Origin of the sequence: Duganella phyllosphaerae (assembly GCF_001758785.1) — a bacterium.
Classification (GTDB): domain Bacteria; phylum Pseudomonadota; class Gammaproteobacteria; order Burkholderiales; family Burkholderiaceae_D; genus Rugamonas; species Rugamonas phyllosphaerae.
In genome coordinates this window covers 21677-38520 of record NZ_LROM01000151.1, presented here as the reverse complement: position 1 = coordinate 38520, position 16844 = coordinate 21677, and the positions used below count along the sequence as shown (strand labels likewise).

The following is a 16844-nucleotide window of genomic DNA, read 5'->3' as shown; positions in this document are numbered from 1 at the left end:
GAGGTCAGGCCGGCGAACGCGGCGGTTTTCAGCGCAGCCAGGTCGGCCGTTTCCATGGCGACGATGGCGTCGGTGGTCAGGGCAGCGACTTGCGCAGTGGTCAGCGCGTTGGCGCCGGCGGTGGTCAGGGCCACCACCTGGTCGGTCGTCAGGGCACGGACCTGGTTGGTGGTCAGCGCGGCCAGGCTGGCGGTTTTCAGGGCGGCGAAATCAGACGTTTCCAGCGCGGCAATCGCGGCGGTGGACAGGCCGGCCACTTGCTGGCTGGTCAGTACGCCAGCCTGGGTGGTGGTCAGCGCGACGATCTGGTCGGTGGTCAGCGCGGCAGCGCCAGCGGTGGTCAGTGCCACGATCTGGCCGGTGGACAGGGCTACCAGCTGGTTGGTGGTCAGTGCGGCGATTTGATTCGATTTCAGAGCGGCGATACCGGCGGTGGTGATGCCGGCCAGGTCGGCCACTTCGATGGCCACCAGGTTGCTGGTCGACAGTGCCGCCACTTGCGCGGTGGTCAGGCCGGCGATCTGGTTCGAGCTCAGCGCGACGATCTGGTCGGAAGTCAGGCCGCTGGCGATGTTGGCGGTGGACAGTGCCGACAGCGATGCGGTGGACAGCGCCTGCACCTGGGTGGTGGTCAGGGCGGCCACTTGCGCGGAAGTCAGCGCGGCGATCGAGGCGGTTTTCAGCGCAGCCAGGTCGGCCGTTTCCAGCGCGACGATGGCGTCGGTGGTGAAGGCGGCCACTTGCTGGCTGGTCAAGGCGTTGGCGGCGGCGGTGGACAGCGCGACGATCTGGTCAGTGGTCAGGGCTTTGACCTGGGCGGTGGTCAACGCGGCGATCGAGGCGGTCTTGAGGGCGACGAAATCAGCGGTTTCCATGGCCACGATGGCCTCGGTACCGAAGGCGGCAACTTGCGCGGTGGTCAGCGCGCCGGCCTGGCTGGTGGTCAGCGCGACGATCTGGTCGGACGACAGCGCGCGCACTTGCGCGGTGGTCAGGCCGTTCAGAGCGCTGGTGGTGAGGGCGGCGAAGTCCTCGGTGGCCATGCGCGAGATGGTAGCGGTGGAGATGGCGGCTATTTGCTGCGAACGCAGCGCCATCACCTGGTTCGTGGTCAACGCCACAATCTGATCCGACGTCAGATCCGTGAAATTGGAAGTGCCCAACGCGGCGATCTGCGTGGTGGTGATGGCCGCAACGTTTTGCGTGCTTAAACCGGTGAAATAGCCCATGTGTAAATCTCCTAAAAGAAGGCGCTGATTCGATGTCTGTCCAAAAGTTAACAACGGCCCTGTCCGTCGTCGTTGGCCTTCGTCAGTGGCAATATGCCGTTTTATTAATATGTATTTATAACCAAGCCGTGAGTACCGCCGCAACAAGGCGCTCGTATCGTTCTTTACGTCAACAAAAATGTTAACTTTAGCAAACGGTACGAGCTTTTTTTATTGCGTAATATGCAAAAACTATTTCTTATCTAATTCACCACGAGAATTCGGGGTAAAAGTGCCCGAAGGGGAAAGCCAGCTGGCAGCATGGATACAGGGCGACCGGCAGGAATCTTCCGCTGAGTAAACTTATTCCCATTAGGAAAAATATCTGATTGCGGCTTGATCCATTGTCGACTCAAAAATACAAGCCTTTGAAAACAATATATTTTTTTCAAACGATGGGGAGCTGACCAGCTACCCGGAACGTCCAAAGTAACGCAAAGTATAGCTGACTTACTTGCTGAAAAGAATTTATTTGCCGCGTTGTCTCGTTGAAGCAACCAACTTTCAGACAATATTTAGGGGGCAATAAAGATGCAAAATCGGCCACCTTGTATTACTTTCACAAAATTAACCTTGATTAATGGCATTAAAACATCGTTTCTACAACAGTATTTCACAATCGTAACTTTGTGAAATCATACTGTGCATCAATGTTGTGACCGGACAATGACTTGCATTAAAGACAGTTGTTTTCAGCGCGCGGACGGCGCTTGAGAGGATGGGATGTGACGCAGGCGCCAGACCAGTACTGTTGCCGTGGCGGCCAGCAGGACCAGCGCCACCACGTTGAGGACGAACACGCCATGGCCGAACCGCGCCACCAGGCCCAGGCTCACGCCCGCCTTGACGCTGAACTGCCAGCTGCCGTCGTAGGGAAAATAACTGCCCACCTGGGGCAGGTAATAGAAGATACCGCCGATCAGACCGCTGATCATGCGCCTGAGCGACAGCACGGCCGCCAGGAAACCGAGCATGGCCACGCCGAACACAACTGCCAGCGCACCGCCCGCCTGCTGCGGACCGAGCAAGCCGAGGCTGACGGCCAGCGCCAGCGCGCTATTCAATAACAGTACCCGCGCCAGCCATTTTTCAAATTCCTGCATCTGGTGATCTCTTCGACTAACCGCGCCCGGTGCGCGCCGCAGAATTGTACCCTGCAACGCACAGCTCACTCAGGCCGTCCTGCGGCCATGCACCAGCCGATACAACAATGGCAACACCAGCAGGGTCAACGCGGTGGAAGACAAAATGCCGCCGATGACCACCGTGGCCAGCGGGCGCTGCACCTCGGCGCCGGTGCCGGTGGCCAGCGCCATCGGCACGAAACCGAGCGATGCCACCAGCGCCGTCATCAACACCGGCCGCAGCCGGCCCAGCGCACCCGCGCGGATGGCCTGCTCCACCGTCAGGCCGTCTTCGCGCAGCTTGCGGATGAACGAGATCAGCACCAGGCCGTTGAGCACCGCCACGCCGGACAACGCGATAAAGCCCACCGCCGCCGAAATCGACAGTGGAATGCCGCGCAGCGCCAGCGCGGCGATGCCGCCGGTGAGCGCGAACGGAATGCCGCTAAATACCAGCAAGCCGTCCTTCAGGCTGCCGAACATGGCAAACAGCAGGATCAGCACCAGCGCCAGGGCCAGCGGCACCACCAGTTGCAGGCGCTGCGACGCCGACTGCAACTGCTCGAACTGGCCGCCCCACGCCGTCCAGTAACCGGCCGGCACCTGGACCTGGGTGCGCAACGCGGTTTCCGCCTCGGCCACGAACGAGCCGATGTCGCGCCCGCGCACGTTGGCGCTGATGACCACCCGCCGCTTGCCGTCCTCGCGGCTGATCTGGTTGGGGCCGGGGGCGATATTAAAAGTCGCCACTTCGCCCAGCGGAATGAAATTGACGCCCGCCGCGCCTGCCGCGCCTGCCGTGCTCCTGGGCAGCGGCACCGGCAACCGGCGCAGCGCTTCGAGGTCCTGCCGCTGCGCGTCCGGCAGGCGCACCACGATGTCGAAGCGGCGGTCGCCCTCGAACATGGTCCCGGCCTCGGCGCCGCCGATGGCGGTGGCAATCGTGTCCTGCACATCGCCCACGTTGAGGCCATAGCGCGCGGTCTTCTCGCGGTCGATCTGCACGGTGAGCATCGGCAAGCCGGTGGTCTGCTCGACTTTGACTTCGGCGGCGCCGGCCACGCCGCCAAGAGTGGTGGCGATTTTGGCGGCGGTGTCGTTCAGCACGTCGGTGTCGTCGCCGAACAGCTTGACCGCCACGTCGCTGCGCACGCCCGAGATCAGCTCGTTGAACCGCAGCTGGATCGGCTGCGAAAACTCGTAGCCATTGCCGGGCAAGCGCGCCAGCGTGGCCTGGATGTCCGCCAGCAGCTCGTCGCGGGTTTTACGGGGTTTGGGCCAGTCCGACTGCGGCTTGAGCATGATGTAACCGTCCGAGATATTGGGCGGCATCGGGTCGGACGCGATTTCCGCGGTGCCGGTGCGGGCGAAAATGCGGTCGATCTCGGGGTACTTGTTCTTCAGTGTGACCTCGATCTGTTTTTGCATGTCCACCGATTGCGTCAGGCTGGTGCCGGGGATGCGCAGCGCCTGGATGGCAAAGTCGCCTTCATTGAGGCTTGGCACGAACTCGCTGCCCAGGCGCGTGGCCAGCAGCACCGACAGCACCACCGAGATGCCGGCAAACGCCAGCACCACCGGCGTGTCGGCCAGCACGCGTTCCAGCACGCGGCCATACCAGGCGCCCAGTTTTTTCTGCTCCTTTTCCACCACGTTGTCGCCGATGAACAGCGCCACCGCGGCCGGAATGAAGGTAATCGACAGCAGCATGGCGCCAGCTAACGCCATCACCACCGTCAACGCCATCGGGTGGAACATGCGGCCCTCCACGCCGGTGAGCGCAAAGATCGGCAGGTACACGACCATGATGATCAACTGGCCATACAAGAGCGGGCGGCGCGCCTCTTTCGCCGCCGCAAACACTTCGACGAAGCGCTCGGCGCGGGTGAGCTTGCGGCCCGCCCGCACCTGTGCGTGCGCCAGCCGCCGCACGCAGTTCTCCACGATCACCACCGCGCCATCGACAATGATGCCGAAGTCCAGCGCGCCCAGGCTCAGCAAATTGGCGCTGACCTTGAAGGTGACCATGCCGGTAAAGGTGAACAGCATCGCCAGCGGAATCACCATGGCGGTAATGATCGCCGCGCGGATATTGCCGAGGAATACAAACAGCACGGCGATCACCAGCACCGCGCCTTCGAGCAGATTTTTCCTGACCGTGCTGATCGCCTTGTCCACCAATACCGTGCGGTCGTACACGGTGACCGCCACCACGCCGGCCGGCAGGCTGCGGTTGATCTCCACCATTTTTTTATCGACCGCCAGCGACACGGCGCGGCTGTTCTGGCCGATCAGCATGAACACCGTCCCGAGCACCACTTCGCGGCCATTCTCGGTGGCCGCGCCGGTGCGCAGTTCGCGCCCGATCAGCACCTCGGCCACGTCGCGCACGCGCACCGGCACCCCGCCGGCATTGGCCAGGATGATGTTGCGGATGTCTTCGAGCGACTGCACCTGCCCCGGCGCGCGCACCAGCAGCTGCTCGCCGCGCTTTTCGATGTAGCCGGCGCTGGCGTTGCCGTTGTTGCGATTCAGGGCCGCCACCACGTCCTGCAAGGTCAGGCCGTACGAGGCCAGGCGCTGCGGATCGGGCGCCACCTGGTACTCCTTGGCATAGCCGCCGATGGAATTGATCTCGGTCACGCCCGGCACATTGCGCAACTGCGGCTTGATGATCCAGTCCTGGATCTCGCGCAGGTCGGTGGGCGTGTACGGCGTGTCGTCGGCCTTTTTGGCGCCCTCCTTGGTCTCCACCGTCCACAGGTAGATCTCACCGAGGCCGGTGGATATCGGCCCCATGGCCGGCGCCACGCCGGCCGGCAGCTGGTTGCGCGCCTCCTGCAAACGCTCGTTGACCAGTTGCCGCGCAAAAAAGATATCGGTGCCGTCCTTGAAAATGACGGTGATCTGCGACAGGCCATAGCGCGACAGCGAGCGGGTTTGCTCGAGGTGCGGCAGACCGGCCATCACGGTTTCGAGCGGGAAGGTCACGCGCTGCTCGGTCTCCAGCGGCGAGTAGCCGGGCGCCGACGTGTTGATCTGCACCTGCACGTTGGTGATGTCGGGCACTGCGTCGATCGGCAGCTTTTGATAGTTGTAGATGCCCAGCGCAGCCATCGCGGCGACCACCAGCATCACCAAGGACCGCTGGCCGATGGCAAATTGAATCAGACGTTCGAACATGGGTTTCTCCGGTCTTTAGTGGGTGTGTTCGGCGCTGTCTTTGCCCAGCTCCGCCTTGAGCACGAAGCTGCCGGCAGCCACGTAGCGGGCGCCCGGCTTGAGGCCGGCGAGCACTTCGGTCATCTTGCCGTCGCTGCGTCCCAGTTTCACCGGCTGGGCCTGGAAGCCGCCGGCGACTTCCACGAACACCACCGGCTTTTCCTCGACCATCTGCACTGCGTCGGCCGCCACCGCCACTGCGGCGTCGGCGGCATTGGCGTTGTTACTGGCAGACCCCGACAGCACATCGACCGTGATGAACAGGCCCGGGCGCCAGGCGCGGTCCGGGTTGGCCAGCGCCACGCGCGCCTTGGCGGTGCGGGTTTGCTCGCCCAGCAGCTCACCCACGTAGATGATCTTGCCCTGCGCTTGCGCCGCAAACGCGGTGGCCTTGACGGTCACCGTCTCGCCCACCCGCATCAGGTTGAGGTCGCGCGGCGGCACGGCGATTTCGGCCCACACGGTGGAGAGGTCGGACAGCGTGAAGACGATGGCGTCTTCCTTGACTGCCTCGCCCTGCGCCAGGTGCTTTTCCATCACCACGCCGGAGAATGGCGCGCGCAGTTCCAGGCGGCTCAGGTTTTTACCGGAACCGGTACCGGAACCAGCGCCGGCGCCGATGGCATCGAGTTTCTGGCGCGCGTTCTGCACCGCGATCTCCGCCTCGCTCATGGCCTGCTGCGCCTGCAAATAATCCTGCTCGGCCGAGATCTTGTCCTGCCACAGGCGTTTTTCGCGCTCGAGGGTGGTCGATGCCAGGGCCAGGCGGCGCTGCGCCGACAGCAGTTCGCTGCGCTGGTCGGACAGGCCGCTGCTGGCGATCACCGCCAGTACCTGCCCTTGCTTCACGCTCTGGCCCAGGTCCGCGTGCACTTCCATCACCACGCCGGCCAGCTTGGGCACCACGTGGGCGGTGCGGTCTTCGTTAAAACGGATCTCGCCGGGCAGCGAGGTGACCACGCTGATTTTTGCCGGTGCGGCAGCGGCCAGCACGATGCCGGCAGCTTTGACTTGCGCGGCATCGAGGGTGATTTTTTCCGCGCCCTCCTCGTGCGCGTGTTCCCCCGCAGGCGCCGCTGCCGCAGTCACGGCTTTGGCCGGCGCTTGCTCGCCGCCTTCGTTGCCGTGGTCGTTGTGGGCGTCGTGAGCGTCCCCCGGTGATTTGGGCACCAGGATCCACGCCGCCAGCAGCAGGCCGATCACCGCCATGACGGCGATAATGATTTTTTGTCGTTGGTTCATTGTTCTGCTCCGAGGATGCGGATGATGGCGGCATGGGCGCGGTGCGCCTGCGCCAGGGCGTTCAGGTATTGGGACCGGGCTTCGAGCAGCGTGCGCTGGGCGTCGAGCACGTCGAGGAAGCCGAACTTGCCGTTTTCAAAACCGGTGGAAGCGGCCGCGTACGCACTTTGCGCGCCGGGCACGATGTCGGTGCGCAGCGCCAGCGCCTGCGCGCGGGCCAGGTCGAAGTCCTCGCGCGCCTGCGCCAGCTCCGAGTCGAGCCGCAGCACGGTCGATGACAATTCGTCGCGTGCCTTGTCCACCCGGCGCGCGGTTTCCAGCACATTGCCCTGGTTGCGGTCGAACAGCGGCAGCGGCACCGAGAAACCCACGATCAGCTGCGAGCGCCCCAGTTCCTCCGAGCGCTTGCGGCCCAGGTTGAGCGTGATGTCGGGCACGCGTTTGGACAGTTCCACCTGCGCCAGCGACTGCCGGCTCGCCAGTTCCGAACGCGCCAGCGCCATGGCCGGCGCCTGCGCCAGGCGGTGGTGCAGCAACGCCTGGTCGGGCAGCGACGGCAGCAGGTCGATGTCGCCATCGGCCTTGTCGAAGCGCGGCGAAGGGTTGCCCCACATGGCCGCCAGCTTTTTACGGGCCACCGCCAGTTCGCTGCGCGCGCGCAGCAGTTCCAGCGTGACCGTGGCAGCGGCCACCTTGGCGCGGGTTTCTTCGACTGGCGAGACCTTGCCGGCGATAACCCGGCGGCCGGTCGCCTGCGCCGCGCGCTGCGCCAGCTCCGACGATTCCTGCGCCAGCCGCAGTTGCTCCTGCGCGGCCAGCACCGCGAACCAGGCGTCGATGACGTTGGCGCGGATCTCGGCCTGGCGCGCGCCAAGCGCGGCGGCGGCGCTGTCGCGTGTGTGCTCGGCAGCCTGCATGCGGGCGCCGCGCTTGCCGCCCAGTTCCAGCGGCTGGCTCAGTAAAAACGTGGTTTCCCGGGCATCGTCGGCGCGCTTGCGGTCGACCCGTTCGACTTCGAGCGTGGGGTTGGGCAGCAGGCCGGCCTGCTGCACGGCGCCGTCGGTGGCCGCCAGTTCGTGGCGCGCGGCCGACAGGTCGGCATTGGCTTCGGCAGCGAGCGCCAGCGCGGTGTGCAAGGTGAGCGGCGCAGCCGGCTCGGAGGCGGCCAGCGCGAGCGCCGGCCATGCCGCTAACCAGAGCGGCAGGAAATACTTGACCATCGAATTCTCCAGGTGTGGGGGAAGTTCGACGAGACGGTGGCGTCAGGGCTAAAACGAGGGTCTCGTCGCACGAGAACCTATCTCGGCAACGAGCAGCCAATTGGGCCGGGGCGGCCCTTCGGCGATATGGGATAGATATTGGGCAGTGGCGGGCGGCGCGTAACCACTGCTGGTGGCGGGCGTGGCCACACCCGGCGCGTCGAGCACGGAGGCCTGCACCGCGTGATGGCAGACTTCGCAGTCGCTGTGGACCTTGGTCTTGCCCGGCTGGTGATCATCGTCCTCGTCGCCGGCTTGCGCCTGGTGCTGGTGGCCGTGGTGGCCGAAGTGCGAGACCGGGTGCTTTTCATTCAACTGCTCGTGCTGGCAATACACGGCCGCCATCGACCAGGCGTACTGGATCGGCAAGATGGTCAGCAAAATAATGAGCAGGAATTTTTTCACCCGCCGATTGTAGCAAACAACGTGCAGCAAGAATTTTTTTCATCCCGCGACCCGCTTGTAACAAGGACGTCACATCCGGTCATTACCCTATGGCCTCTTTCATCAGCCTTGGACTCGACATGCAAGTTTCGCCACGCCCGCTCATCCTCGCCCTCAGCATCGCCATCGCGCTCAGCGCCTGCGGTGGCACCTACCATGAAGGCCCGCTGGTCATTCCGGCCGCACCGGCCGACCAGGGCGCAGCCGAGTCGGCGCCGGTACCGGCCGTGACCGCGTTTGTCGACACCATCGCCACCAACCAGCGCGGCGACGCCCGCTACGCCACGCTCGAGACCAACGCCGGCGTGCGCGTGCTGGCCGGCATGCTCGACATCTGGACCCCGCTGACCCAGCTGGTCGATGCCGGCCAGACCGCGCCGGCCGTGGGCGCCTTCCCTGCCGTGGCCGCCTCCGCCTGGACCGGCGTGCCGAACGACGGCACCAACGGCGGCACCATCCGCAACGCCACTGTCCACAACTACAATATCGACTACGTGGTCAAGGCCACCACCACCCGCACCGCCGACCAGGCCACGCTGGCCTACTTCGACGACCGTCGTGGCAAGGGCTATAGCGTGACCGACGCCATGGGCCCGCTGACCGGCGCCTGGCGCGCATCGACCCAGCAAACCACCACCATCAACACCGTGCCGGCCGACGCCACCACCGTGTTGTACAACGACGGCGGCAACAACAACGGCGTGGGCGGCACTGCCAACGCCAACTTCGGCACCGTGGTCGATTTCGTCAACTCGGTCGGCGCCAATGGTTCGACCGAACCGGCCAAGCGCTTCTACAAGTACGCGCGGCCATACCGCTGGAGCTCGGCGGTGCAAGTGGTGCCGGCGCTGCTGCCGGCGCGCTCGCCGACCCCGACCACCGATGGCGGCTTTACCAGCGGTCACTCGGCCGAAGCGATGCGCAACGCGCTGGTGATGGCCTACGTGGTGCCGGAGCGCTTCCAGGAAATCCTCAGTCGTGGCCTGGAACTGGGCGAATCGCGCATCCTGGCTGGCATGCACTCGCCGCTGGACGTATTGAGCGGCCGTATCCACGGCGAAGCGGTCGTCGCCGGCAACCTGGTCGATCCGGCCAACCAAACCCTGAAAGCCAACGCCTACGCCCAAGCCCACACCACGCTGATGGCCGCCACGTCCACCACCGCCACCACCTACGCGTCGTTCGCGCAATCGGGCACCCTGGCCACCGACCGCTTTGCCGACTACGCTACCAACAAGGCCAACTACATCCGCCGCAGCACCTACGGTTTCCCGCAAATCGCCAGCACCACCGCCGCAGCCGTGGTGCCGAAGGGCGCCGAAGTGCTGATCGAAACCCGTTTGCCGTACCTGAGCGCCGACCAGCGCCGCGTGGTGCTGAAAACCACCGCGCTCGCTTCCGGCTACCCGGTGATGGACGATCCTGAAGGCTGGGGCCGTTTGAACCTGTTCGCGGCGGCCGACGGCTATGCCGCCTTCAAGGGCAATGTCGTGGTCAATATGGATGCGACCAAGGGCGGCTTCAACGCGGCCGACCGCTGGCGTAACGACATCAACGGTACCGGCAAGCTGGTCAAGCAAGGCACGGGCGCCCTGAAACTGGGTGGCAACAACACCTGGACCGGCGGCACCGAGCTGACCGCCGGCATCCTGGAAGCGATCTCCGCCGCTGCGTTTGGCGCCGGCGACGTGTACGTCAGCGGCGGCACCCTGGTCGCCAATGCGGCCACCCCGGTCAAGGTGGGCGGCAAGTACACCCAGCTGGCCGGCGCCACCGCGCTGGAAATCAACGCCCTGTCCGCCACCCAGGCCGGCATGACCGTGGCTGGTGACGCCACCATCGGCGGCGGCGCGTTGAACGTCAAGTTCCCGGGCAGCTACAAGCCTAAAGCCGGCGACACCATCACCGTGCTGAACGCCGGGCGCCTGCAAGGCACGTTCACCACCATCACGGTAGCGGGCTTTGCCAAGGTCACGCCGACCTACAGCGGCACCACGCTGACTTTGACGGTCACCAACTAATCCGCGCCTGGGGTTATGATTGGGGCGTGTTGCACGGTGTGCAGCACGCCCCTTTTCTATCGGAAGCCCTGATGAACAAAGACGACCTGACCGCGCATCCGCAAGGCGAGTTCTTCAACACCCAGGCCGACCGCTTGCAGGCCGACCTGCAGAATTTCACGCGCCAGGTGGCCAGCTGCGACAAGCTGATCCGCATGGCCAACATCAGCCTGAACCAGATCGACGGCCGCATCGCGGAAGCGGCCAACGTGGAAGCGCGCGCCGCCGCCATCGTGGAGGCCAGCGCCCGCGAAGCCTCGCGCGCAGCCACCGAGGCGGCCAACAAAGCCGTGGCCGCCGCAGTCGGGCAACTGACCGCCGCCAGCAAACAGGCTGAGCTCGTGTGCAGCGACCTGCAGCGCGCCCACGGCCGCGCCGCGCTGTGGAACGCCGGCTATATCGCCTGCGCACTGGCAGCCTGCCTGCTGACCGGTTATGTCACCTACCGGATCGGCAAGTCGGCGGCCATCACGCCCGACCTCGAGCGCGCGGTGGCCGTGGCCGAAGAGCACGAGACGCTGCTGCGCAAGGCGAGCGACAAGGAAAAGAAGCAAATCGCCGACATCCTCGCGCGCAAGCCAAAATCGAAGTGACCAGACTTTGAGAAGGGGGATGGCTTACCCATGGTATGGCACACCTCCCCCAAAGTGATGACCGTTTGCCCTCCACGGTGTCCTTTCTCACGCTCGGGCGACAAGTTCGCTTGACCGGCATCAAGCCGGTCCGCAGACTCGATGGTATGGAACCGGCAATCCGCCGACCGTCCCTTCCCTCTTTGACCTCAACATGACACCGACAACACTTGCCGCGCGCCTCTCCGTTGCCTTGCTCACCCTGGGCGCGCTCGCCGCTGCCGGCACTGCCCGCGCCGAAGAAAAGCACCTGGCAGTGATGCTGCAAAACGATGTATTTGCCGGCACCGACGGCGGCGGCTATACCAACGGTCTGGCCGTCGCCTATATTCGCAGCACGACGCCCGGCGAAACCGCGCTGGCGCCGGACTGGCTGCTGGCGCCGGTGGCGCCGTGGCTGGCGGTGGGACCGGCGGCGATGACGTCGATCTCGCTCAACCAGGTGATGATCACCCCGCGCGACATCACCACCAAGGAGCCGAACCCGATGGACGCACCGTACCTGGGTGCGCTGTGGGTGCGCGCGGCGCAGGTGTCGGTGCAAGGCGACGTGGCCGACATGTTCAGCCTCAACCTGGGCATGATCGGCCCGGCCTCGGGTGCGCGCCAGGCGCAAACCTTCATCCACCGCATTACCGGCTCGACCCGGCCGCAGGGCTGGGACAGCCAGGTCTCGAACCGGCTGCTGTACGGCATCGAGCGCTACCGCGCGGTGCGCTTTGCCAGCGGCGATGGCGACAGCGCGGCGCCGTCGCTAGACGCGATCGTGCTCGGCGGCGGCGAGGCCGGCAATATGCTGTCGTCACTGGGTGGCAGCATGATGCTGCGCTACGGCACGTCGCTCAAACACAGCTATGCGTCGTCGGTGCGGCAACTGGCGCGCAGCGGCGACCCGTTGATTTTCGGCCGTGGCTGGATGGTGTACCTGGCCGTGCACGGCGACCATTTCTTCTCGCACGCCGGCATCAGCAACGACCTGCCGCCCGGCGGTACCCGCGCCGAGCTGCGCGAGTCGCAGCTGATCGGCCAGGCCGGCATCGCCTACGGCTGGGGCGACTCGTCGCTGTCGTTCTCGCTGCAAAACACCAGCGCGCTGACCACCGGCAACGGCCGGCGCAAGGCCTACGGTTCGCTCACTTACACCACCGCGCTGCGCTAAAGCTGCCCTCCAGCAAAAAGGGGGCGAGCCCAGGAGGGTCCGACCCCATCATCATCCGGGGTTGGCTTACTCGCCCTGGACTTTCTCATCCTCGTCCTTGGCATCCTGCATCGCATCGGGTTCCAGTTCTTCGGCCGAGCGGTTCAGATGCACGAACACACCCCAGGCCGCCAGCAACAGGCCCACGCTGGCAATCAGGGCTGCGGCATAAACGAGCTCGCTCAAATCGTCATGCACGGCATGGAACGTCGCGACCAGGCCTTCGATACCGAGCGCGACCACCACGACCACGAAAAAGCGCGACAGGAAGCGGCGCACACGCGTCGGCGCGCTGATGTCGGCGTCGCGCACGACTTCTTCCTCGACGATGGTTTCGGCTATCTGCAAGGCCACCACGGCGGCGGCCAGGATGCCGATCGCCTCGATCACGTCCTGGGCGGCGGTCAGGCCGGCTTCACCGGCCGACATCGCCTCCCAGCCGATCTGGGCGCCGATCACGATCAGGCACAGTCCGCCGGCGGCGAACAGCAAGGCGGTGATGGCGTGTACCACGCCAAAGGCTAGCATCAATTTTTTCATGGGGTGTCCTGAAGAATGGAGAAAATACGGGAATCGTCCTCGTCGATTCTAGGGGCATCCCTGGCTGCACTATGTTCGCTGTAGAACACAACTTGGTTTCTTGACGGATATTGTGGTGGTTACTGTTGCAGCGAAGGCGTGGCGGCGGCGAAGTCGGCCAAGTGTTCGAGCAATACCCGCACCCGCGCCGGCAGGTAGCGGCGCTGGGTCCAGACCGCATAAACGTGGCGCGGCTCGGGCATCCACTCGGGCAGCACCCGCACCAGGCTGCCGTCAGCCACTTCCAGCCGGCTTTGCAGCACCGGACACAGCAGGATGCCCAGCCCCGCGTGGGCCATCTCCACGGCAAGGCGCATCTCGTTCACGCGCAGGCGCGCCCGGGCCTGCGGCTGAACCACCACCTCGGCGCCGTCAACGGGCCGGCGCAGGCGCCAGGTACGCAGCGGCTCGGCGACGATCAGTTGATGCTGGTCCAGTTGCGACGGATCTTGCGGCACGCCCGCGCGCGCCAGGTAAGACGGCGCCGCCACCATTACCAGCCCGGCGCTGCCCAGGCGCCGCTGCATCAGCGACGAATCGTCGAGTGACCCGACCCGGATCGCCAGGTCGGCGCCGCTGGCCACCAGGTCTTGCAGGCGGTTCGACATTTCCAGTTCCAGCTTGATGTCCGGGTACTGGTGCAGAAAGCTGGCCCAGGCCGGCGTGAGCAGGCCGCTGGCAAAGTTGACCGGCGCCAGCACCCGGATCGTGCCCGAGATATCGGACAGGCTGGCATCCAGTTGCTGCGTGGCCTGGCGCAGCGCCCGCACCAGCGGCCGGCAACGCTCGTAGTATTGCCAGCCTTCGGCAGTAGGCTGCAGGCGGCGCGCGCTGCGGTTGAGCAGGCGGTAGCCGAGTTCACTTTCCAGCTTTTGCAGGCGCCGCGTGACGGTGGCCGGCGGCAGATTTTCGCGCAGGGCGGCAGCATTGAGGCTGCCCTCCTCCACGATGGTCACGAACAGGGCCAAATCATCGAGCATGATTTCATTTCCGGAATTTGAAATTGAATTTATGGCTCTAGTATAGATAGCTGCAAGCAACTACGCTGTGTCTTTACTTTCAAGGAGGTGCCATGTCTGAAATGTTCCGCCTGCGGCTGGTGTTTGCGCTGCTGATGTCGTTGCTGATGTCGTCGCTGATGAGCGGCTGGGTCACCTGGCTCAATATCGGGCTGCACCCCGACTTTCTATTGCGCTGGCAGTACGCCTTCATGGCCGCGTGGCCGGCGGCGTTTACGGTGGTGATGCTGTGCGGGCCGCTGGTGCATGGGGCAAGCCAGCGGCTGGCGGGATGGCGGCGCGGGTGAACCCCGCGTGTCACCACCCGAACTTCAACTCCATGCCCAGGTAATCCACATCACGCCCGCCGGCCCGGCGCAAGCTGTCGCCCACCTGGAAATGCACGGCCTCCAGCGACGCCGTCACGTTGGGCGTGACTGCCCAGTCGGTGCGCAGCTGGGCGTAGGCGCCGGTCCAGCGCGAGCCTTGTCCTGCCGTGCGTGGCACGCCTGCCATGCTTTGCACGTACACCGCGTCGCCGGTGGTCTGGCGCCATTGCAGGCCCAGCGCCGTGGTCACGCTTAACGTCTTGGTCGGCTTGACCTTGACCGAGGGTTTTACGTGGATCAGGTTGCTGTAGCCGGTCAGCCCAGCCAGCGAGAAGTAATAGCCGTTGGCGAACAGCGGGTTGAAGGTACCCAGTTTGCCGTCGCCGCCATGCTTGTCGCCCGAGGCCATGTCGAACTGCAGGCCCAGGCGCGGCGACCAGGTGGTATTGGCGAAGGTGAAGCCGGCGATGGAACCGAGCGCCCACGCGGACGCGCGCTTGGCCCCCACCTGGCCGTGCTGCAACATGCCTTCCACGTCCCAGTCGACATTGCCGGTCACGCCGCTGTACCGCAAATCGTAGACATCGCGGCGCTCGTTGCCGGTGGCGTCGAGAAAGCGCGCGTCGTCGCGGCGGTAGCGCGAGTAGTAGCCGGAGATATCGCCGGGACCGAAGCCCTGCCGCTCCAGGCGCAGACCGTTCAGGGTCAGGTGGCCGTTGGAATAATCGTCGAACGATTTCTCGCTGCGGTTTTGTACCGGCTGCGTGACGTAGCCGATCACCCGCCACGGGCCATGCTCCCAGTCGGCCCATACGCCGTCGAACGACTGCCGTACATTGGGGCCGTCGCGCGCGGCGATAAAGCGCTGCAAGTCGAAGGCCATCTCCTGCCGGCCCACGCGCATCTTGACCGCGCCGTTTTCCGTCGGGACGGCCACGGTCACGAACAGCTGCTCGACATCGAACTTGTCGCGGTCGGGCGGGGCGATGGTTTTTTTCTCGAACGTGCGCGCATCGACCAACTGGCCGAACACCTGCACGTAGGAGCCCAGGCGCAGGTCCGCATGGACATTGGCGCGCTGGATCACGTAGCCGTCGGCCGGCGCGCTGCCGGCGCCGTACGCGGGCGCATCGATATGTTCGTAGCGTTCGCGCAGGCCGGCGCCCAGCGACAGGTAGGAGCTGCCATCGCCGAGCGGGATGTATTTCAGACCGTCGAGAGGCTGGCGCGGCAGGCACGGGTTGGCCAGCACGTCCCAGTTCTCGGCCCAGCGATTGAAGTTGATGGCGGGGCGCTTGACGTCGCACACCGCTGGCGTTGGCGCCGCTGCGGTTTGCGCAGTGAGCGCCTGGGCGCCGGCCACACCGGGCAGCGCGCTCACGCCGCCCACGGCACCGACCAGCAAAGCCAGCAAGCGTGGAATGTGCTGACGGCGCGCCGCTTTCATGCTGACTTTAGCGCTTGGCTGCATCGTGAATCTCGCTGATGTAACCGCCCGGGAATTGCAGCATCGCCGACATATTGCCGGTGCTGGTCTGGCGTGGGGCCGCCAGCACGGTGGCGCCGTTGGCGGCGGCTTTTTCCAGCGTGGCCGCCATGTCGTCGACCTGGTAGCCGGTGGTCTCGCGGCCGTACGGGAAGGTCAGCTTGCCATCGGTGACGAACACCGTCATCTTGCCGAATTTCGATTCCAGCTTCACGCGGCGGATGGTGTCGCCGGCGCGGCCGATTTCGCCGCCGTCGATCTGGCCGTCGGCCACGACCTTGGCATGGGCGAAGGTCTTGAACTGCGTGACGAATTTATCGGCCGAGACCTTGGAGACATACACGCGGTTGTCGGGCACCGAGTGCAGCGGCGCATACGACGGCGCCTTGGTATGCCAGTACAACTGCATGTTCACGCCGCCGGCCCACTGGATCAGTACATCCTTGCCGATCGGATCGTCGAACGGCTCCACCACCACGTCGGCCCCCGCTTCCACTGCCGCATCGCGGGCGGTGTTGATGTCGGTGACCAGGTAGCCGGTGCGTTCATTACCGAAGCCATACGGAATCGGCGTCTGGAAGGCGAACACCGACAACATGCCCACCGGCGTTTGCACGTATTGCGAGGCGGTCTTGCTCGGCGTTGGCGTGACGGTAAACACCGCGCGCGGCGAAGCCTTGCCGCCGAAGGTGCCGACAAAGCTGTTCACGAAGGCATCGAGATCGGCGTTGGCCACGTACACGTGGGTGGTGTCGTACTGCGGTGCGACCGCGACATCGGGCGCGGCCAGCGCCAGCGCCGGCGCGACCAGGGCGAGGGAGAACATGGCGGAAGCGATGCGATTGCGGATGGTGTTGGTAGTCATGAATCACTCCTGGGGAAGATGGGAAACCGTGAATTCACTATACCCAGCCGCGCTGCGCATGCAACCTGCCATCTGGTCAGGTAGCAGCCATGCCCTGCCTTATGACAGAGCCGCATGCCTGATGAGAGGCGGGTGAGC

At 65.0% G+C, this 16844-nt stretch carries 13 protein-coding genes and 1 pseudogene; 4 read left to right on the top strand and 10 right to left on the bottom strand.

The genetic code is table 11. The annotated features are described in order from the left end of the window. The 6 genes and pseudogenes from DUPY_RS25305 to czcI all read right to left on the bottom strand — a co-directional run. Nucleotides 1-1229 (bottom strand): annotated as a pseudogene (locus DUPY_RS25305) (heme utilization protein); the annotation flags it as partial. 731 nt (nt 1230-1960) lie between these two features. Further along, complete coding sequence (locus DUPY_RS25300) at nt 1961-2371, bottom strand: hypothetical protein (protein ID WP_070251913.1); 411 nt, start codon at nt 2369-2371, stop codon at nt 1961-1963. A 69-nt stretch (nt 2372-2440) separates the two neighbouring features. Then, the gene (locus DUPY_RS25295; protein ID WP_070251912.1) at nt 2441-5575 is read right to left on the bottom strand and encodes an efflux RND transporter permease subunit; all 3135 of its coding nucleotides are present in this window, start codon (nt 5573-5575) and stop codon (nt 2441-2443) included. Nucleotides 5576-5590: 15 nt separating this feature from the next. Continuing rightward, nucleotides 5591-6856, bottom strand: a complete 1266-nt coding sequence (locus tag DUPY_RS25290) for an efflux RND transporter periplasmic adaptor subunit (protein ID WP_070251911.1) — start codon at nt 6854-6856, stop codon at nt 5591-5593. Then, a complete protein-coding gene (locus tag DUPY_RS25285) occupies nt 6853-8076 on the bottom strand; it encodes a TolC family protein (protein WP_070251910.1) in 1224 nt (407 codons plus the stop codon). Before DUPY_RS25285 ends, DUPY_RS25290 begins: the two co-directional genes overlap by 4 nt. 48 nt (nt 8077-8124) lie before the next feature. Then, nucleotides 8125-8520: a cation efflux protein, CzcI family gene (czcI, locus tag DUPY_RS25280; protein ID WP_070251917.1), complete on the bottom strand. Its 396-nt coding sequence runs from the start codon at nt 8518-8520 to the stop codon at nt 8125-8127. A 119-nt stretch (nt 8521-8639) separates the two neighbouring features. Between czcI and DUPY_RS25275 the strand changes: the two genes are divergently transcribed. From DUPY_RS25275 to DUPY_RS25265, 3 genes are all read left to right on the top strand, one after another. Next, on the top strand, nt 8640-10580 hold the full coding sequence (locus DUPY_RS25275) for a phosphatase PAP2 family protein (protein WP_070251909.1): 1941 nt from the start codon (nt 8640-8642) through the stop codon (nt 10578-10580). Between the two features lie 71 nt (nt 10581-10651). After that, on the top strand, nt 10652-11212 hold the full coding sequence (locus tag DUPY_RS25270; protein ID WP_070251908.1) for a hypothetical protein: 561 nt from the start codon (nt 10652-10654) through the stop codon (nt 11210-11212). A 193-nt stretch (nt 11213-11405) separates the two neighbouring features. After that, a complete protein-coding gene (locus tag DUPY_RS25265; protein ID WP_084640890.1) occupies nt 11406-12410 on the top strand; it encodes a lipid A deacylase LpxR family protein in 1005 nt (334 codons plus the stop codon). A gap of 66 nt (nt 12411-12476) precedes the next feature. On the opposite strand, the gene DUPY_RS25260 is transcribed toward DUPY_RS25265, so the two are convergent. After that, nucleotides 12477-12989: a hypothetical protein gene (locus DUPY_RS25260; RefSeq protein ID WP_070251906.1), complete on the bottom strand. Its 513-nt coding sequence runs from the start codon at nt 12987-12989 to the stop codon at nt 12477-12479. A 119-nt stretch (nt 12990-13108) separates the two neighbouring features. Continuing rightward, nucleotides 13109-14008 carry a LysR family transcriptional regulator gene (locus tag DUPY_RS25255; RefSeq protein ID WP_070251905.1) on the bottom strand — a complete coding sequence of 300 codons (900 nt, stop codon included), beginning with the start codon at nt 14006-14008 and terminating at the stop codon, nt 13109-13111. A 92-nt stretch (nt 14009-14100) separates the two neighbouring features. Between DUPY_RS25255 and DUPY_RS25250 the strand changes: the two genes are divergently transcribed. Then, nucleotides 14101-14334, top strand: coding sequence for a DUF2798 domain-containing protein (locus tag DUPY_RS25250; protein ID WP_070251904.1), 234 nt, complete (start codon nt 14101-14103; stop codon nt 14332-14334). A 10-nt stretch (nt 14335-14344) separates the two neighbouring features. Here DUPY_RS25250 and DUPY_RS25245 read toward each other — a convergent pair whose 3' ends face one another. Beyond that, nucleotides 14345-15826: an alginate export family protein gene (locus tag DUPY_RS25245; protein ID WP_229255501.1), complete on the bottom strand. Its 1482-nt coding sequence runs from the start codon at nt 15824-15826 to the stop codon at nt 14345-14347. Beyond that, entirely contained in the window at nt 15810-16706 is an 897-nt protein-coding gene (locus DUPY_RS25240) for a VOC family protein (RefSeq protein WP_070251903.1), read from the bottom strand. Before DUPY_RS25240 ends, DUPY_RS25245 begins: the two co-directional genes overlap by 17 nt. Nucleotides 16707-16844 lie beyond the last annotated feature (138 nt).